This window comes from Iodobacter fluviatilis, from assembly GCF_004194535.1.
GTDB lineage: Bacteria > Pseudomonadota > Gammaproteobacteria > Burkholderiales > Chitinibacteraceae > Iodobacter > Iodobacter fluviatilis_A.
The window spans coordinates 2,345,675-2,364,490 of record NZ_CP025781.1 but is presented as its reverse complement, the minus strand read 5'-3'; the positions used below and the strand labels follow the sequence as shown (position 1 = coordinate 2,364,490).

Genomic DNA, 18,816 nt, shown 5'->3' with positions numbered 1-18,816 from the left:
CAATCGTTAATTAGCCGCGGCTATTTACGATCAGCAGGTGATAACCGAATTGTGTTTTTACTGGGCCTTGAACTTCGTTCAGCGGCGCAGAGAACACCACTTTATCGAATTCTGGAACCATCATGCCTGGGCCAAACGAGCCCAAATCACCACCTTGTGCAGAAGAAGGGCAGCTAGAGTGCTTCTTAGCCACGGCCGCAAAATCAGCACCTGCCAGAATTTCTTGCTTCAATTCTTCACACTTGGCTTCGCTGCTTACTAAAAGGTGGCTTGCTGTGGCTTGTACCATTTCTAAAACTCCAAAAAGATGATGCCCTTTGGCATCATTAAAAAACGCTGTAATATATAGACTATACCGGCACAGATGATGCCTTTGCAGCAAATTTCAAGTAAAGCCCTCAAAATAACATCCGCACATTCGCCGTAAAAAGACCAACGGCAGCACTTTAGTAAAACCTAAGAGCTTGCCTCATATTAATTACCTGCAACAGAACGTCGTCATTCCCGCGTGCCTTCGGCGGGAATCCAGCTGCGCTGCTGGATCACCGATAAATACACTCGGGGATGACAGTTTTGCGTTAATAAGCCATTTCGGGTAATTTTTACGAGCCACATCCTAAGTACAAACTGACATAGAATAGCCAGCCCTCAAGCATTACAGCCCTCTGCCATGAATAGCCAGAAAATCCGTTTTTTCCGCCAGCGCATCCCTTCTTTTGAATGTATTCCAGGCTGTCATGATTGCTGCGGGCCGGTCACCACCTCTAGCGAAGAAATGTCACGCCTACCACGCAAAACTGCAGCAGAGCACGAAGCGGCAATGGAAAGCCTCAGCTGCCCACATCTGGCGGACAAAGGCTGTACGGTGTATTTGGAGCGCCCGCTGATTTGCAGGCTTTTTGGCACAACGCCCGCCTTACCCTGCCCGCACGGCAAACGCCCCGCAATGATGATTGATGAAAAAATTGAGCAGCAAATTCATCAGTTTTTCAAAGAAACACGTCAAGTTCTGGTTTAGACAAATAGTCGCCGAAGCCAAGCAAAACCACTCTATAAGGGCTATGCTGACATAAAACCTGCACAAGGATTTAGTTAGTGATCAGCAAGCTACGGATAAGAGTCTTACGACTGCTAGGGCTCACTCTTTTGGTGACGGTTAGCTTTGGCTCCTATTTTTCTTATCAGATTCTTTCTGAGAAATTTACTCAATTTGAAAAAAGAAGCATACACCGCGATTTAGACGCAGCTAATTTACTAATTAATGAACAGCTAATTTCGCATAAAAAATTTGCTGGGGATTACTCTATTTGGAATGACTCATATGCCTTTATGAGTAAAGAAAATAAAGAATATATTGCCTCAAATTACACGTACGAAGCAGTTAGCAATATGGGCAATGATTTTATTTTTTTAATCCACCCCAATGGCAAAATTGCATTATCTGTGATCCTTAGTGATTTTCTTGGACTTCCTTCCGGCCAATCCATCATCAACCAAGAGAGTGAGCACACCAGCTCAATTTTAAAAAAATTAAATTTAAAAAAAGAAATGGAGATCATTGAGCCAAGATCATTTATTCTTTTTTTAGACGACCAAGCTTATATCATTGCATTTGCTTCCATTGTAAAAAGCAATGGCAGCGGTCCTCCACTAGGGCTTACCGTAATGGGCAGGCATATTAACTCCAATAGACTTACTCATCTACAAAAACTCAGTCAAGTACCTTTCAAAATCACTCCGCCACAAGGTGTGAGCGAAGTAATTTCATTTAGCAACCAAGACTACAAAGCAATGCGTTTAACGCAAGGGCCTAATGCATACACAATCAATATTAATGGTGCCCGTCCATTATATAAAGAAGGGCAGTTTGCATACATACTACTACTTTGCAATTTAATTGCCGTTTGGGCTATTTCACTTATTTTAGTTATGTTTGGGCTAGGACATTTAATTATCAAACGTATTACTTTTTACAGCCAAAAATTACATAAAATTCGTTTGGGCTCTCAATCCGATGGGCGTTTACAGCATGCAGGGATCGATGAGATAGACTTTCTTGCATTATCAGTCAATGAGTTACTGGACGAAATTGAAAGCCAACATCAAAAATTAATTAGAGATGCCCTCTATGATCCACTTACCTCGCTAGGTAATCGTAGCCGTTTAAACGAGCAATTAAAATTATCTCTTAGTCTACTACGCAGAAAAACCATTAACTCTCTCTGTTTATTATTCATTGATCTAGATGGTTTTAAGATGGTTAATGATATTCATGGTCATCCAGCAGGGGATCAATTACTTATTGTGCTTTCAAAACGAATTTTAGAAACGATCCGTGAAAGCGACTGTGCTGTTCGGCTTGGCGGAGATGAGTTTGCCATTCTGCTCACCAATCCACTAAACATAGACATTGCGGCACAAATTACGGAGCGTATTCGAGCTCAGCTTTCTTTACCCGTTGAATTTGGGCCACAAAAACTACGCGTGTCAGCGAGCATCGGCCTTGTTTATCTTGATAATGACTTCAAGCAAAATTTACTTCCTGAAGATTTAATTAAAAAAGCAGATATTGCAATGTACCAAGCAAAACACGCGGGGCGTGATCGCGTTATTATTTTTGATCAAGCAATGGAATCTTTACTCGACGAATATCAAAAATTAGAAGACGATTTAAGATCTAGCGTGGATGAAGATTTAATTGATATTTCTTTTCAACCCATACTTTCTACGGATGGAACAACGCTAGAATCATTAGAAGTGTTAGGGCGTTGGTTCCATCCCAAACTTGGTTTAATCAGCCCAGAACGCTTTATACCTATTGCAGAAAACGCGAGACTCATACGGCGTTACACTTTAAGTGTATTAAAAAAATCCTGCATGGTGGCAAAAATGGAGTTTGGGGTTTTTCCAGATTTACGACTATCCGTGAATATAAGCGTGCAAGAGATGTTAGAAACTCATTTTTTAGATGATTTGCATGCCATTTTATTAGAAACTGATTTCCCTCCACATTTACTAAATCTGGAAGTAACGGAATCTTTATTAGCTAAAAATGAATCAGAATTAAGCCAAGTGATGCAGGATTGTTGCAAACTAGGAATCAAGTTTCATATTGATGATTTTGGCACAGGCTATTCATCTTTAGCCCGTTTGCACGCGCTCCCAATTGATGCGCTAAAAATAGATAAAGCCTTTGTTAAAAGAATAGACCAAGGAGGAGAAACACTGATTAAAGCCGTGATTGAAATGGCGCACGGCTTAAATATGAAAGTGGTTTGTGAGGGGGTAGAAACCCTAGAACAAGCTCAATGTATTGCGCAACTTGGCGGTGACTATATCCAAGGTTATTTTTATGCAAAGCCCATGGCAACCTCAGAGTTATCTATGTGGCTATTTGCATTTACCCATCAAAAAGTCAGCCCTATTAAGGTCAATACAAAAGGAAACAACGGCAACATTAATACCGAACTGCTCAATTAAATAATTTTAGTGCTAAATACACCTCTACATTATGTACCAAACCATACATTTTTATTTTAAAACGGGGATATCATCAAACACCCTCAACTTGCGCCTAGAGGCCCATGCCTATCATCACCACATCACGTTTAAGCCTTAATAATTATAACAGTAGACGACACGCCCTTTTATTTAAAACTCATTAACACTCCAACTTGGCACCAACTTATTGGTGATCGAGAGATTCGCACACTAGAACAAGCAAAGCATTTTTTACTGGCTGGCCCCATTAAAATGCAGGAGAAATATGGCTATAGCTCTTATATCATCCGTTTAAACGCAACAAGCGAAGCGATTGGCATTTGTGGTTTTTTTAAACGCGATTATTTAGCAGATGCCGATCTCGGCTATGCATTATTGCCGCAATTCACAGGCCTTGGCTATGCAAAAGAGGCCGTAATAGCTTCGCTCAATTATGCGAAGCAAACCCTTGGTCTAACTAAGCTCTTAGCCATTACTAGCAAAAATAATCAGCGCTCAATGAGCTTATTAGCAAGTATTGGTTTTAAATTTGTAGAGATCCATTCTAAGGATAAAGTACTTAAGGTATTTTCTATTGATTTATAAAAAAATTCGCCAGAAAACGGAGTAAAATATTTACTGCTAAAAATATAAAGGCGCTGTTTGCTCACCCCCTAAAAAAACAATGGTTTTGCATAAAAAACGGGCCAGCTGGCCCGTTTTTTATGCGGCAATCAATTAAGCAATAATTACTTTCGCTTTTGCCACTACATTTTCTACAGTAAAGCCAAAGTGTTTAAACAATTGGCCCGCCGGTGCAGATTCACCAAAAGTATCCATGCCCACAACATCACCTTCTAGGCCAACATATTTGCGCCAGAAATCTGAAGTACCCGCTTCAATCGCTAAACGTGCCACACCGCGTGGTAATACTGCGGCTTTGTAAGCGGCATCTTGCCCATCAAATACATTGGTCGATGGCATAGACACCACGCGAGCAGCAATGCCCTCTGCCGCCAAGGCTTCAGCGGCTTTTATCGCCAGCTCAACTTCAGAGCCGGTAGCAATCAAGATAACAGCAGGATTTGCTACGTCTTTTAATACATAGCCGCCTTTCTTGATATTGGCGATGGTGGCTTCATCACGCGCCATAAACATTAAGTTTTGACGGCTGAAGATCAAGGACGAAGGCGTTGATTTTTGTTCAATCGCATGAGCCCAAGCCACCATCGATTCTACGGTATCGCATGGACGCCATACATGGTGGTTAGGGATGCAACGCAGAGTTTGCAATTGCTCTACCGGCTGATGCGTTGGGCCATCTTCGCCCAGGCCAATCGAATCGTGGGTATAAACGAAGAGGTTGTTGGTCTTCATTAGGGAAGCCATACGCAGCGCGTTCAGCGCGTATTCGCAGAACATCAGGAAGGTTGCGCCGTAAGGACGGAAACCGCCGTGCAACACCACACCATTCATAATGGCGCTCATACCAAATTCACGCACGCCGTAGCTGATATGGTTGCCGATCAGCTCATTGCCTTCACGCTTCAGTGAAACGCAGCCTTTCCAGTTAGTCAGGTTAGAGCCAGTCAAGTCAGCCGAGCCGCCTAAGAGTTCCGGCACTTGTGGCGCAAAAGCATTCAGCGCGTTTTGTGATGCTTTACGTGAGGCGATGGTTTCTGCCTTAGTATTTGCATCGCTTACTGCAGCTTTTACTACATCTTGCCAATTAGCTGGCAATTCATTACTCATACGGCGCTTGAATTCTGCGGCTTCCGCTGGGTAGGCTGCTGCGTACTTAGCAAACAAGACATCCCAATCGGATTCTAAACGAGCACCAGATTCTTTTTTGTCCCAGCCTGCGTAAACATCAGCAGGGATTTCAAACGGGCCGTGGTTCCAGCCAATGGCGGCGCGAGTCGCGGCAATTTCAGCATCGCCAAGTGGCGCGCCGTGGCAATCGTGGCTGGCCGCTTTATTTGGCGAACCTTTACCGATAATGGTTTTGCAGCAGATCAGTGTTGGCTTGTCGGTTACTGCTTTAGCAGCAACGATGGCTGCATCGAGCGCATCGACATCGTGGCCGTCTACAGAAATCACATGCCAGTTGTAAGCTTCAAAACGCTTAGGGGTATCGTCGGTAAACCAGCCTTCTACATGGCCGTCGATCGAGATACCGTTGTCGTCCCAGAATGCAATCAGCTTACCGAGGCCCCATGTGCCAGCCAAAGCGCATGCTTCATGGCTAATGCCTTCCATCAGGCAACCATCGCCAAGGAATACATAGGTGTAGTGATCAACGATATCCAGACCCGGCTTGTTGAAATCGCGAGCGAGGAGTTTTTCTGCCAGCGCAAAACCTACACCATTGGTAATACCTTGGCCCAGCGGGCCGGTCGTGGTTTCTACACCAGGGGTGTAATGCAGCTCTGGGTGGCCAGGGGTTTTGGAGTGGAACTGACGGAATGCTTTGAGATCATCCATCGATACATCGTAGCCAGTCAGGTGCAGCAAGGCGTATTGCAACATTGAGCCGTGACCGTTAGACAAGATAAAACGGTCGCGATCGGCCCAATGTGGATTCACTGGGTTAAAGCGCATGTGGTTGCCCCACAGCGACAAGCCAATTTCCGCCATGCCCATCGGCATGCCTGGGTGGCCTGAATTAGCCTTCTGAACTGCATCCATTGCTAAAGCGCGGATTGCATTTGCTAGATCGTTACGCGTTGCCATATCTTTTCCTTGTGTGTATTAAGCCAATCATCATCAAGTTTTTTTAGCGGCCGCTGGGGCCAAGCCTAAATCGCTGCCCCCATTATCACTGAGGGACTGTGTCCGCAACAATATCAAAATACCATATCATTTTTAACACGAGATAACGCGGGTAGCGTTGAGCTGACTCAAAGTGTTAAGGCGGGCTTTCGCCCGCCTTAGAATAAATTAAAACCCGTAGTGGTTTTTGCTTAACTGGTGTTACGTAGCGCCCCTCTTTTTAGTGCCTTCGGCACGTTGATTTAGGAGCGGGAATCCCCCGCGTGGGACTTCCTTTCTTAAACGGCCAAGAAAGGAAGCAAAACCGCAACCTCAAAAACACGAAAGCCCCTCGCTGCGGATAATCGGCTCGGCGAAAAAGGCTGCTCGGGAGCAAGCTCGCTACCCCTTTTCCGAAACCCCGTGCCGCTTATTCCTCGTGTCGCGGCTTCAAGGGGTGATTTAAGCCCCGTGCCATGAGCTGCGATATGAATCCAGACTTTTATGATTCAAAAATTCTTAAGTCAAAACCTGTTTTTCTCCGTGAACCACCGTATCCTCTGAAGACGAAGTGGTTCAAGATTTAGGTTTTAAGCCACTACTCCAAAACATAAGTCCCCGGGGCCGCCCCTTGTTGTGGATGAACACGACTAGATAACTTAGGTTTGACTTGCTCGCCGCACTGCGGCTTAAGCCACTCTACCCAATTGGGCCACCAAGAGCCTGCTACCTTTTTTTGCCGCGCTAAAAAGTTTTCGGCGCTTTCACCCGCTTTGGGCACGCCTTGCCAGTAGCTGCGTTTGGATGTGGGGCTAGGTGGATTGACGATGCCGATAATATGGCCCGATGTAGAGAGGGTAAACGTGACATCACCGCCGCTGCGATCAGCCAAGGTGTAGGTTTGCCGCCAAGGTGCAATGTGGTCTTCTTCTGCGCTCACCATAAACAGCGGCTGTTTGATTTGGCCTAAGTCGATTTTTTGCCCTGCTAGCTCTAAAGCATCGGGCTGAACGAGTTTGTTTTTCCAATATAATTCGCGCAAATAGGTGCGGTGCATTTTCATTGGCATACGGGTGGAATCCATATTCCAATATAAAACATCGAATTCACTTGGCGTTTGGCCTAGCAAATAATTATCAACCCAGTAATTCCAAATCAGGCTATTAGAGCGCAGCATTCTGAATGAGGCGGCCATATCTTTGCCGTCCAGATAGCCTTTTTTCTCCATCACGCTATCAATAAAATCAAGGCCTTCTTCATCCAAAAAGACTTCGATATCGCCGGGGTATTCAAAATCGGTGAGCGTAGTGAGTAAGGTTGCGGAAACCACTGGCACTTTGCCAGGCATCTGCCGATTTGCCCAAGCAAGGTACGTCGCAGCCAGCGTGCCACCAAGGCAATAGCCAAGCAAATGCACCTGCTCGCTGCCGCTGATTTCTTGTGCCACTTTAATAATTTGCGCTACACCATCGCTTAGATAATCATCGAAAGCCACATCGCGCATGCTGCTATCGGGGTTTTTCCAGCTGGTGATAAACACCGAGAAACCTTGGTCAACCAGATACTTCACCAAGCTTTTTTTCTCGTTAATATCGAGGATGTAATACTTATTAATCCATGGGGAGACCAGCACCAGCGGCACGCTATGCACCGTAGGCGTAGTCGCTTCGTAATGCAGCACTTCAAGCAAACGCCCGCGATACACTACCGAGCCTGCGGTCGTCGCCAGATTTTCACCCACTTTAAACGCGTTCATATCGGTCATGCTGATATCGCCACGCGCTTTGTCTGCCTTAAAGTTTTTATAGCCTGCAACGAGGCTTTCGCCATTGGTGCTTAATGCTCTGGCAATCGCTACAGGATTAGTCAGCAAAAAGTTAGTTGGGGCCGCTGCGTTAAGCACTTGCCTCAGCCAAAATGCACTGCGGTTACGCTCGTGCTCGCCCATATCTGGCGTAGCGTATAGCGCATCTTGCAACCAATGGGTATTCAGCAAATACCATTCTTTAATACCATCCCAATAGGGGCTGTCGCTCCAGATTGGGTCGGCAAAGCGCACGTCTTCTGGGTGAGGCGGGAAAACATCGCTATCTGCCTCGCCCCAGAAACGCCGAGCCATAAAGTTTTGCCACTTCGTTACATCATTCACATAACGAAACAAGACATTAGATAAGGCGTGTGGATTTTGTAACCATGCTTGCTGCGCTTTCACGGAACTTGCCATCAAGCCAAAGGGATCGGTCGATTGTCTTAATTTATGCTGTAAATCGGCGTAGCGCTTTGATTGTTCAGTAAAAAACGTTAACTCAGACATTGCCATCCCCTTGAGATCGTTCCTCTAGCTTAGGTTGCGCTGCAGCAGAACTCAATGTGTAAGATCAAACAACCAGCTGTTTTTTTAAGCTAAAAGCATGCATACCCATGCTTTGATGAAAGCTCGCCTCCGCCAGCCTGACACATGCCATGCCCGTCATTCCCAAGAGCCTCTGTCGGGAATCCAGTGGCTCTGCTGGATCCCCGGTAAATACACTCGGGGATGACGATCTTATTAATGATGCAATTTCGAGCCTAAGCCCATACAAAAAACAACAACACCCAAGCCCAGCCGTATACAGCCAAGCCTAAGCTGGCCAATGCCAACGCACCTAAACGCGGCCACCATTGCATGGTGCGCTGACTAGCCAAGCGCCAAAACAATCTGAGCGACCACAATAGCGCCAAGCTCAAAAGAACCGCTCTTACCGCAGGTGCCCAAGCGGTTGCCACGCCTTCATGCTTTAGTAAATTAACCGTCAGTGCCGACAAGCCCAAGAACACACCACAGGCTGCGGCAGGGATAAAGGATTGCGTCAGCTTATGCACGCTTAAAGCATCACGCTTAGGCAACATCCAATCAGCCAGTTTTAAGCACAGATAAAGACTACCGCCCAGAAACAACATGCTACAGCCGATATAGGCCACGATCAGGCCACCATCTAGCCAAGAGAAGCTATCGTTCACCTCGGGGTAATGCGTCAGAATCCACCAAGGCGCATTGTCTTGCAGTGGCCAGAAGATCTCGCGATTCACCAGCCACTCGGCCATCATCTGCTTGGCATCCACCAGCCACGGGCTGGCCGTCCACTGAAAAGCACCAACGGCAAGCCCCATCAGGCCAAATAAAATCAGCACCGTTTCCCAGCCACTGCCTTTGGAAAACTGGGTAATTTCAGCTTCAGGCGAGCGCACGCTCAAAGTAATTGCACCGCGATAATCGCTGCAACGCCCGCACATATGGCATTCAGTTGCGCCCTGCATATTGCGCATAGGCACCAAGGGTGCACAGTTAACTGGAATCACCTTCTGCTGCGGCGCTTTCCAAGCATCCACGTCCACCTTGTAATGCCAAGGAGCCAGCTTTGCCAACAAATTAAACACGCCATTCACAGGGCAAAGATAGCGGCACCACACCCGCTTGCTGCGCCCATACCAATAGCCTACGCCCACCGCCGCCACGGTTGAGCCACCCAATACCAACATCGCAGCCAAGGGATATTGGTAGACACTCAGCAGCTGGCCGTAGACGGTGGTACAGGCGAAAGCCACAAAGGGCCAACCCTGCCAGCGCATCCAGCGAGGAATCGGATGATTGCGCCCGCGCTCACTGGCCCATTCTGTCAGCATTCCTTCTGGGCAGAACCAGCCACACCAAACACGGCCCATCAGCAGCATGGAGATCAGTACAAACGGCCACCAGATTCCCCAAAATGCAAACTGTGCAAAGATCACCAGATGATTAAAAACCCGCGCGCTTTCATCAGGCAGGCTGACCAAAGTAGGAATAATCAGCAAAAATAAATAGAAGAAAACCACCACCCATTGCAGCTTGCGCAGCCAATGAGCGTGGTCCCGTAAAAAATTGCCGAACTGAGCGGTACGCGAATTCAAAATAGTCATTGCCCTGTACGACTCACGCGGCGCAGCAGCCAAGTGCTTGCAATCCAATAACCACTCCAAATCACCAGCAAAGATAAAGCGGGATGCGAGCGATAGCCTGCAAAATCAGCCAGCAATTTGCCGATACCCATACTTTCATCTAGCCAAGCCGAGCTATCCCAAAGCGGATCAATAATCGCTGGCAAAACATCCATACCAATCAAATGCTCTACGCCGGAGTTCAACATCGCGCCGGCCAAGAGCAGCAGCAAGATTTCGGTTACCTTAAAAAACCAGCGCCAAGAAATATATTTACCGCCCAATTGCAAGAGCTGAAATGTCGCCAGCGCAGCCACAAAGCCGCCTAAACCCGCCAGTGCTAACGCTCCGCCATTACTACTGCCTGCCACACTGCCGTATAAAAATACCACGGTTTCACTGCCTTCACGCGCCACCGCGAGCGCCACTAAAAACAACAAGCCCCACCAGTTTTTCTCTGCCGCATTACTGGCAAGGCCACCTTCTAATTCACGCTTAAGACTGCGACCATTTTTACGCATCCACACCACCATCTGCACTATCAGCGCAGCGGCCACGAGCGGCATTGCGGCCTGAAAATACTCCTGCGCCGTATCATCCAGCCAGCTAGAAACGCCCAATAAAGTCAGCGCCAGCAAGCCCGACAGCACCAAACCGAGGCCCACACCACCCCAGAGGTAAGCCATGCCACGCTTTCCCGCCACCGGATTGGCACGCAGCCAAGCGTATAAAATCCCCACTACCAGCAGCGCCTCTACGCTTTCACGCCAGACAATAAATGCGACTTGTTCCATAGTCTTTAACCTTTAAAAATTGCAACAACATATAAGACAAAAACCTAAATCTTGAACCACGGAGGACACAGAGAACACGGAGTTTCACGGAGAAAGACAGGCTTTGAATTAAGACGTTTTTCTAAGGTTTTGAGCATCCTCAAACCCTTAAGTAACCTCTAGTTTTACCTCTATCGTGACATAGGGCTTTACCCCCCCTTGAAGCCGCGACACGAGGAACAAGCGGGGCGGGATTTCGGCAAGGGAGCGAGGAACGAGCCAATCCCGCCCGCCGCCGACCCGATTGTCCGCAGCGGAGGGGCCTTTGTGCTTCGTGGGGTCGCCTTCTTTGCTTACTTTCTTGGCGAAGCAGAAATCACATACTTCGCGGGGATCCCGCACCTAAATCAACGTGCCGAAGGCACTAAAATAAAGCCCCCTTACTTCACCACAATCACGCCCCGCGCCTGCGGGTGGAAATCATCAAAGAAAATATATTCGCCAGCCGATGCGCCTTGAATCACCACAAAAGATTCCACGCCGGGGGCGAGGACTTTTTCTTTGCGCAGCGGCAGGCTTTCAAATTCGGCAGGTGACTTACCCTTATTCACTAAAATCAGCTTAAATTTAGTTTTGGCTGGCGCTTCGATGCGCGTTGGCGTGACCTTGCCATCATTGAGCTCCACCCTAAAAGTCAGTAAATCATCCGCACTCGCCATTAAGCTGCATGTGCTTAATAAAGCCACCACAATACGTCGCATAAAACCCCATCCAATAAACCAACAATATTTAAACCACAAGAAAGCACAAAGCCCCCAGCCAGCAGCCTGTTGGACTGAGCATCAGTCGGCGGCAAAGCTGAGGGCCTTGATCAGGCGATATTAATAACCACCCTTCTTGCCTGTTCCGGCATAGGTAAATTCATAGTTCAAATCAAAAGGCTTAAACCAAGGCGCAACGCCGGTTTCCTTATCCACATGGCGACCAAAGTGCGCGTGTGGGTTTTCGGATGGCGGCAAAATGGTGTATTTCAGCTTGTATTTGCCAGGGCCTTCCAGCTTGATATTGTCGCCATAATGCGGGCCATCGCTCGCCACCATGGCCATAAAATCGCCCTTGATGACATTCTTGCTGCCCACTTTTTGTAGCTCGTACTTAATCAATAAATACGGCATCCATTCGCCTTCACCAAAACCATTAGGATTGCCTTTGGCGGCGTGGATGTCGGCTTCAAGGTGGATATCCGAAGCTTCCGCCTTACGCATCATGCCATCCGGTTCCATTTTGACCGGCTGCAGATAAACCGCCGCCAGCTCCATACCATTTTTAATCGTCGGCTTACCAATTGGATATTCAGCAGCGTAGGCTTGAGCAGAGAGTGCCAGCGCAATCGCAGGGACCAGATATTTCATAAACACACCTTTATACTAAGGAAAAACAGCGATATATGTCGTATCCATCCTTGAATACGAACCACTATCAATCTTATTCCTATTGTACTAACTTAAAAAGGTTCTATTTACGATGTAAGTGGGTAACTACGTTTTTTTAATCTAAACCACAAAAACGCACAGCGATTACAGCCCGGTAACGCCCCGTAAGCAAGGCTAAATTAAATACACGGGGCGGGAGTATCCGTTAGGCCAACCCCGCCTTAAGCATGGCATCTAGCTGATTCAGCCTTTCTACCGTCCCCACATCCAGCCACAGCCCAGAAAATGACTCAGCCTGCAGCTGCGATTTCTCCATACTGCGCAGAAACGAAGGAAGCAGTGCTGCGGCTTGCCCTGCTGCGATATCTGCAAAAAACGCAGGGCGATAAACTGCCACACCTGCAAACGTCATGGCCTGATCACCCTCTTCGCACCGCTTTGCCTTGCCATGGGCATTAATCGTTAAATCACGGCCAGTAGGGTAATCCGCTTTTTTTACCATGACTAAATGCCCTAAGTTTTCACCTAGGTTTTGAGCAATCGTTGGCAAACTAGCAAAGTCATAATCAGTAAAAATATCCCCATTGATCACGGCAAACGGCTCATCCCCCAATAGCGGCAAAGCGTTGGCAATCCCGCCCGCTGTTTCCAGCGCGGTTTCTTCGGCTGAATACCGAATATTTACGCCGTAGCAGCTGCCGTCCCCTAAGCGCTCTTCTATCATGGCCCCCAGCCAAGCGTGGTTGATCACTACATCGGTAATCCCTGCCTCAGCAAGGCGGCGTAAATGCCAGCCAATTAATGGCGTGCCTCCAACTTCTAACAGCGGCTTAGGACAGGTATCGGTGAGGGGCGCATGCGCTCGCCGCGCCCTGCAGCAAGAATCATGGCCCTCATCAGAAGGTGAACCCGGTTGCAACAGGCTCGCCATGCAGGTTTAAAAGTAAGCGGCCCAGCGGCGTTAGCTCGCTGTAACGCAGGCAAACTTTGCGTACATATTCAAATACGCGGGGGATATCCGCCTGATACTGCTCTTTACCATCACGCGCTTTTAGTCTGGCAAACAAGCCCAGAATTTTGAGGTGGCGCTGTAAGCCTTGCCATTCAAAAGCGCGGTAAAAATCGCCAAAGTCTTCGTGCACCGGCAGGCCGGCAGCACGGGCTTGCTCCCAGTAGCGAATAGCCAAATCGAGCACAAAGCTCTCATCCCAAGCGAGATAAGCGTCTTTCAGTAGCGAAACTAAATCGTAAGTAATAGGGCCAAGTACCGCATCCTGAAAGTCAATCAGACGCAGCACAGCGTCTTGCACCATTAAATTTCTGGAATGAAAATCGCGGTGCATAAATAAGGTCGGTTGACTCAGATTGTTCGCTACAATCAGCGCACAGCTGCGCTCCCAAACCGCCAAATCCTTACCTTCCAGCACCACGCCATACTGATGGCCAAAATACCATTCACGGCAAATATCCATTTCGCGTTGCATAAACGCACCATCAAATGGTACCAATCCGGTGCTAGGGGTGTTGACCTGCATTTTCACCAGTAGCGCAATCGCTTGGCGGTAATAATTGGCGGCATTATCCGCATCGATCAAACTGGCAAGCGTTTGATAGCCTAAGTCCTCCAGCAGTACCCAGCCTTGTTCTAGGTTTTGCGCCAGCACAGCAGGCACCGGCAAGCCAGCAGTGGCAAGGCGTTGCTGCTGTTGCAAGAAAGGCTGACAATCAAAAACATCGGGCAAAGCATCCATAATAATCAGGCTACGATCGCTAAAAATAGCGCGCCAATAAAAGCGAACGCTCGCGTCAACAGCGGCCGTTTCTAAGGAAAGCGGAGCCTCGCCCATGGTTTCGGTCAACCAGCAATTGAGTGAATCTGTTCTAGTCATAGTCGTAAGTGCCAGCAATGCAGTAGAATCTGCGGATTCTATCAGCTCCTGATGGCCGCATGTCCGCGCCCCACATACCATTTCATTTTCGTCTTACCGTTATCGCCACGGCACTCTATTGTGCAATGGCGCATTCGGCCGAGCCTCTGCCTATTCAAGTCGAGGCCGACAACGTCGTCGGCACAGCCCAAGGGCAGACTGAGGCCAAAGGCAATGTTCAATTCCACCGAGGCGATCTTGATGTAAACGCTGAATGGGCCAAATTCGATCAAAAGACCAATCGCGTCACTGCGGGCGATCAAGTCAAAATGACGCGCCAAGGAGACGTGCTTAAAGGTAATCAGCTTGATTACTTGCTTGATAGCAAGCATGGCTCGCTAACCCAGCCTGATTACGCAATGGCGCAAGGCTTAGGCCGTGGTGATGCCGTAAAATTATTATTTGAAGGCGACGATAAATATCGCCTATCAGATGGCCGTTTTACCACTTGCCAACCTGGGGATAATGCGTGGTTTTTACACGCGAATGAGCTAGAGCTGGATTACACCACCAATAAGGGCGTTGCCCACAATGCGTGGTTAGAATTCAAAGGCGCGCCAATTATGTATATGCCGTGGATGAATTTTCCACTCAATAGCAATCGGCAAACCGGCTTTTTAGCGCCCTCATTTAGCACCAATAACCGTAATGGTTTTGAGTTTTCCACGCCGCTTTACTGGAATATCGCGCCCAATTACGATTTCACGCTCACGCCGCGCTATATGTCGCGCCGTGGGGTGATGCTGGGCGGCGATTTCCGCTATATGCAGCCTGATTACGCTGGCACATTAAGAGTGGAAGGGCTGAGCAATGATGACGTCTCTGGCTCTGATCGCAGCAGTATTGTATTTCAGCACCAGCACGCGCTAACTGATCGCCTAACGTTGAATTTAAATCTACAAAAAGTATCAGATGACGATTACTTTAATGATTTTGGTGACCGCTTAAGTGTAGCCTCTCAAACCAATTTACCGCGTGAAGCCGTGCTGAGTTATCGCGGCGACAACTGGCAGGCATTTGGTCGCTGGCAGCGTTTCCAGACCATCCAAAGCACCACCAATCCAGTTGATGAGCCTTACGCCCGCGTGCCGCAACTGGGGTTTTCGGCCAATCCGGAGTGGATACCTGGCCTGCAGCTTAGTATTGCAGGGGAAGCTACCGAGTTTAATCACTCGACCAAAATCAATGGTACCCGCGTTTGGGCCAAGCCTGAAATAAGCATGCCGTTTAATAATTCTTATGGATTTATTAAACCCAAGGTTAGCGTGCACGCAACGAGTTATCAATTACGCGCCAATGGCAACGATCAGCTCGACAGCACAGAAAACCGCGTTGTGCCAATTTTTAGCGTTGATAGCGGCCTGTATTTTGAAAAAGAAAACCAACTATGGGGCGAGGACTATACGCAAACCTTAGAGCCACGCGCTTACTATGCCTATGTGCCTTATAGGGACCAATCTAAGCTCCCTAACTTTGACTCGGCCATTACTGATTTTTCATTTGCGCAGATGTTTTCGGAAAACCAGTTTTCGGGTAACGATCGCATTAACGATGCAAATCAACTGACTTTAGCCGTTTCATCTCGGCTCTATGAATCCTCCACAGGGATTGAGCGGGTTCGAGCCACCATAGGCCAGCGTTTTTATTTTACCGATCAAAAAGTCACCTTAGATGCGCCTGGCCGGCTAGATGAGACGACCACTTCAGATTTATTACTTTCGGTAAGCGGCCAAGTTTGGCGTGATTTTATGGTGGGTTATAGCCTGCAATACAACGCCAAAGACAACCGCACGATTCGCTCCGATGTGAATTTTGGCTGGAGCCCAGGTGCTTTCCGTGCTCTCAATATGCGCTATGTACTCAATAGTAATAGCAATATTGAGCAACTGGATTTCTCCGGCCAATGGCCACTTGGGGGTGGATGGTATGCCATTGGCCGTGCCAACTATTCCCTACGTGACAACAAGGCTTTGGAAACTCTAGGCGGAGTTGAATATAATGCGGGCTGCTGGGCCTTACGTTTTGCTGCCCAACGCTACATTACCAATGACGGTACATTCAACACCAATTTCTTTGCCCTACTCGAATTGGGCGGGCTAGGTGGTTTAGGCAGCAATCCAATCGATGTGCTTCGCCAAACTATTCCCGGCTACACCGATACCTACAGCAAGGTCTACTGATTATATGAAGCTGCGCCACGTTTCCCGCGCTTTAGCGCTCGTTGCCCTGATTGGCACCGCCCATATTGCCTCGGCATCCATTCAAACCATTGACCGTATTGTTGCCGTAGTCAATAAAAGTGCGATTACCCAGCAAGAATTGGATGCGCGGATTAGCAGTATTCAAAAAAACATGGCCAGCCAACAAATCACGCCACCCTCGCCTAGCGTGCTGAAACAGCAGGTTTTAGATCGGATGATTTTAGAGCTGGTACAAGTTCAATACGCCGACCAAATCGGCATTCGTATTGATGATAGCCAACTAGAACGTGCGATTGGCCGTATGGCTGAGCAAAACAAAATGTCCTTGCCCCAGTTTCGTGAAACACTGGCCAAACAAGGCACAAGCTGGAAATCATTCCGCGAAGATATTCGCCGTGAAATCACCCTTAGCCGCTTAAGAGAGCGCGAAATCGATAACCGTATTGTTATCGGTGACAGCGAAATCGACGAATACCTCAAACTGAATCACGGCAAAGAGCAGCAAGAATTTCGCTTAGCGCATATTTTAATTCCACTACCAGAAAACGCGAGCCCTGAGCAAATTGCTGCCAAGCGCACCCGTGCACTCGCTGCAGTCAAAGAAATTGAATCAGGTAAAGATTTTGCCTCCATCGCGGCGGTTTACTCTAGCGCACCGGATGCCACCAGTGGTGGTAACTTAGGCTGGCGCGCGGCAGGCTCACTACCTCCAGCCTTTACCCAGCTACTAGAAAAATTAAAACCGGGTGAAATCACCGACTTAGTGCGCAGCCCAGGCGGCTTTCATATTGTGAAGCTGTTAGAAAAACGCAGCCAAGAACAAAAAACAATTGTGGAGCAAACGCACGCGCGGCACATCTTGATTCGCACCAATGAACTTGTTTCTGAAAACGACGCACGCCAGCGCCTAAACCAGCTAGTCGATCGCCTAAAAAACGGCAGCAAGTTTGAAGAGCTCGCCCGCCTCTATTCCGATGATGGCAGCGCCAGCAAGGGCGGCGATTTAGGCTGGCTCACCCCAGGCGAAACCGTGCCAGAGTTTGAAAGCGCGATGAATGCACTCAAGCCCAATGAAACCAGCGGCGTGATTCAATCCCCGTTTGGCTTGCATATCATTCAAGTGTTGGAACGCCGTTCTAAAGACATGACCGTAGAGCGTGAGCGTTTCCGTGTGCGAAATGAATTAAAACAGCGCAAGAGCGAAGAACAATTTGAAGACTGGATCCGCCAGCAACGCGACCGTGCCTTTGTGGATCTTCGTTTAAAGGATGAGTAAGCCCTTACGCATTGCTATTACCAGCGGCGAGCCCGCTGGTATTGGCCCAGAAATCTCCGCCATGCTGGCAGCTGGCGCGCCACTTGCTTGCCAGCTGGTGATTCTTTGCGATAAAGATCTACTCCAGCAAAGAGCAAATCAGTGCCATATCGCCGCCAACTGGCCAGATTACTCGCCAGATAGCAAGGCAGCAGTCTGTGTTTTACACATTCCACTGCGCACAGAATGCCACGCAGGCCAACTCAATCTGGGGAATGCTCGCTATGTACTGGATATTCTGGATAGAGCCAGCTCTGGCTGCCTAAGTGGTGAATTTGCCGCTATAGCGACCGCCCCTATTCACAAAGGGGTGATCAATGAAGGCGCTGCCTTGGGGCGTTTTTTCTATGGCCATACCGAGTACCTTGCCGAGCTATGCCACACCCCTCAAGTAGTGATGATGTTGGCCTGTAGCGAGATGCGCGTAGCACTCGCCACCTCGCATTTACCGCTTAAAGACGTGGCCGCCGCCATCACCGCCGAATCGCTCAGCACCACATTGCGTATTTTGCATAGCGATCTACAAACTAAATTTGGCATCGCTAAGCCGCGTATTATTGTGGCGGGGCTCAATCCGCATGCGGGTGAATCTGGGCATTTAGGCATGGAAGAGATAGAAATCATCTCTCCAGTATTGGAAGCGCTAAGGCTTGAGGGCATGACGCTAATCGGGCCATTACCCGCAGATACCCTATTTAATCGTAATATCCTCGCCTCTGGCGATGCCGTGCTGGCGATGTACCACGATCAAGGGCTACCCGTACTCAAATACGCGAGCTTTGGGTCTGGCATCAATATCACTCTTGGCCTACCGATAATTCGCACCTCAGTCGATCATGGCACAGCCCTTGATTTAGCTGGCAAAGGCAGTGCCGATGCAGGCAGCTTAATCGCCGCCACCCAGTTGGCGATCGAGCTGGCAACAGCCAGCCAAGGCTAAATATTATTATTTTATTGGGCGGCTAAAACCACCCCTCATGC

General features: G+C 48.3%; 14 protein-coding genes and 1 pseudogene. 6 read left to right on the top strand and 9 right to left on the bottom strand.

What is annotated here, in order from left to right; genetic code table 11:
* Positions 1-10: 10 nt before the first annotated feature.
* On the bottom strand, positions 11-289 hold the full coding sequence (locus tag C1H71_RS10610; protein WP_046350621.1) for a peptidylprolyl isomerase: 279 nt from the start codon (positions 287-289) through the stop codon (positions 11-13).
* Between the two features lie 381 nt (positions 290-670).
* Between C1H71_RS10610 and C1H71_RS10605 the strand changes: the two genes are divergently transcribed.
* From C1H71_RS10605 to C1H71_RS10595, 3 genes are all read left to right on the top strand, one after another.
* Positions 671-1,018: a YkgJ family cysteine cluster protein gene (locus C1H71_RS10605; RefSeq protein ID WP_130106526.1), complete on the top strand. Its 348-nt coding sequence runs from the start codon at positions 671-673 to the stop codon at positions 1,016-1,018.
* 77 nt (positions 1,019-1,095) lie between these two features.
* Positions 1,096-3,480, top strand: coding sequence for a bifunctional diguanylate cyclase/phosphodiesterase (locus C1H71_RS10600; protein WP_130106525.1), 2,385 nt, complete (start codon positions 1,096-1,098; stop codon positions 3,478-3,480).
* 138 nt (positions 3,481-3,618) lie between these two features.
* The gene (locus C1H71_RS10595) at positions 3,619-4,086 is read left to right on the top strand and encodes a GNAT family N-acetyltransferase (protein WP_130106524.1); all 468 of its coding nucleotides are present in this window, start codon (positions 3,619-3,621) and stop codon (positions 4,084-4,086) included.
* A gap of 132 nt (positions 4,087-4,218) precedes the next feature.
* Here C1H71_RS10595 and tkt read toward each other — a convergent pair whose 3' ends face one another.
* The 8 genes and pseudogenes from tkt to C1H71_RS10555 all read right to left on the bottom strand — a co-directional run bounded on the left by tkt (position 4,219) and on the right by C1H71_RS10555 (position 14,280).
* Complete coding sequence (gene tkt, locus C1H71_RS10590; RefSeq protein ID WP_130106523.1) at positions 4,219-6,213, bottom strand: transketolase; 1,995 nt, start codon at positions 6,211-6,213, stop codon at positions 4,219-4,221.
* Between the two features lie 616 nt (positions 6,214-6,829).
* Positions 6,830-8,545 carry a PHA/PHB synthase family protein gene (locus C1H71_RS10585; RefSeq protein WP_262488266.1) on the bottom strand — a complete coding sequence of 572 codons (1,716 nt, stop codon included), beginning with the start codon at positions 8,543-8,545 and terminating at the stop codon, positions 6,830-6,832.
* Positions 8,546-8,799: 254 nt separating this feature from the next.
* A complete protein-coding gene (locus tag C1H71_RS10580; RefSeq protein WP_262488265.1) occupies positions 8,800-10,215 on the bottom strand; it encodes a 4Fe-4S binding protein in 1,416 nt (471 codons plus the stop codon).
* Positions 10,164-10,979 (bottom strand): FTR1 family iron permease, encoded by an 816-nt coding sequence (locus C1H71_RS10575; RefSeq protein ID WP_130106521.1) that lies wholly within the window; start codon positions 10,977-10,979, stop codon positions 10,164-10,166. The genes C1H71_RS10580 and C1H71_RS10575 overlap by 52 nt, the downstream gene beginning before the upstream one ends.
* 419 nt (positions 10,980-11,398) lie before the next feature.
* Positions 11,399-11,719: a cupredoxin domain-containing protein gene (locus C1H71_RS10570; RefSeq protein WP_130106520.1), complete on the bottom strand. Its 321-nt coding sequence runs from the start codon at positions 11,717-11,719 to the stop codon at positions 11,399-11,401.
* A gap of 120 nt (positions 11,720-11,839) precedes the next feature.
* Positions 11,840-12,370: an iron transporter gene (locus C1H71_RS10565; RefSeq protein WP_130106519.1), complete on the bottom strand. Its 531-nt coding sequence runs from the start codon at positions 12,368-12,370 to the stop codon at positions 11,840-11,842.
* Between the two features lie 226 nt (positions 12,371-12,596).
* A pseudogene (murU, locus tag C1H71_RS10560) lies at positions 12,597-13,288 on the bottom strand (N-acetylmuramate alpha-1-phosphate uridylyltransferase MurU).
* Positions 13,288-14,280 carry an aminoglycoside phosphotransferase family protein gene (locus C1H71_RS10555; RefSeq protein WP_130106518.1) on the bottom strand — a complete coding sequence of 331 codons (993 nt, stop codon included), beginning with the start codon at positions 14,278-14,280 and terminating at the stop codon, positions 13,288-13,290. The pseudogene murU and the gene C1H71_RS10555 overlap by 1 nt, the downstream one beginning before the upstream one ends.
* 59 nt (positions 14,281-14,339) lie before the next feature.
* On the opposite strand from C1H71_RS10555, the gene C1H71_RS10550 reads away from it, so the two are divergent.
* The 3 genes from C1H71_RS10550 to pdxA are packed head-to-tail and all read left to right on the top strand — an operon-like array spanning position 14,340 to position 18,775.
* On the top strand, positions 14,340-16,499 hold the full coding sequence (locus tag C1H71_RS10550) for an LPS-assembly protein LptD (protein WP_130106517.1): 2,160 nt from the start codon (positions 14,340-14,342) through the stop codon (positions 16,497-16,499).
* A 4-nt stretch (positions 16,500-16,503) separates the two neighbouring features.
* Positions 16,504-17,796 (top strand): peptidylprolyl isomerase, encoded by a 1,293-nt coding sequence (locus tag C1H71_RS10545; protein ID WP_130106516.1) that lies wholly within the window; start codon positions 16,504-16,506, stop codon positions 17,794-17,796.
* The gene (gene pdxA / locus C1H71_RS10540) at positions 17,789-18,775 is read left to right on the top strand and encodes a 4-hydroxythreonine-4-phosphate dehydrogenase PdxA (RefSeq protein WP_130106515.1); all 987 of its coding nucleotides are present in this window, start codon (positions 17,789-17,791) and stop codon (positions 18,773-18,775) included. The genes C1H71_RS10545 and pdxA overlap by 8 nt, the downstream gene beginning before the upstream one ends.
* The last annotated feature ends 41 nt before the right edge of the window (positions 18,776-18,816 follow it).

Bases quoted from the DNA above. Each gene is read 5' to 3' on its own strand.
- C1H71_RS10610 (WP_046350621.1), bottom strand. From the start codon at position 289: ATGGTACAAGCCACAGCAAGCCACCTTTTAGTAAGCAGCGAAGCCAAG.
- C1H71_RS10605 (WP_130106526.1), top strand. From the start codon at position 671: ATGAATAGCCAGAAAATCCGTTTTTTCCGCCAGCGCATCCCTTCTTTT.
- tkt (WP_130106523.1), bottom strand. From the start codon at position 6,213: ATGGCAACGCGTAACGATCTAGCAAATGCAATCCGCGCTTTAGCAATG.
- C1H71_RS10585 (WP_262488266.1), bottom strand. From the start codon at position 8,545: ATGTCTGAGTTAACGTTTTTTACTGAACAATCAAAGCGCTACGCCGAT.
- C1H71_RS10575 (WP_130106521.1), bottom strand. From the start codon at position 10,979: ATGGAACAAGTCGCATTTATTGTCTGGCGTGAAAGCGTAGAGGCGCTG.
- C1H71_RS10570 (WP_130106520.1), bottom strand. From the start codon at position 11,719: ATGCGACGTATTGTGGTGGCTTTATTAAGCACATGCAGCTTAATGGCG.
- C1H71_RS10565 (WP_130106519.1), bottom strand. From the start codon at position 12,370: ATGAAATATCTGGTCCCTGCGATTGCGCTGGCACTCTCTGCTCAAGCC.
- C1H71_RS10555 (WP_130106518.1), bottom strand. From the start codon at position 14,280: ATGACTAGAACAGATTCACTCAATTGCTGGTTGACCGAAACCATGGGC.
- C1H71_RS10550 (WP_130106517.1), top strand. From the start codon at position 14,340: ATGTCCGCGCCCCACATACCATTTCATTTTCGTCTTACCGTTATCGCC.
- C1H71_RS10545 (WP_130106516.1), top strand. From the start codon at position 16,504: ATGAAGCTGCGCCACGTTTCCCGCGCTTTAGCGCTCGTTGCCCTGATT.
- pdxA (WP_130106515.1), top strand. From the start codon at position 17,789: ATGAGTAAGCCCTTACGCATTGCTATTACCAGCGGCGAGCCCGCTGGT.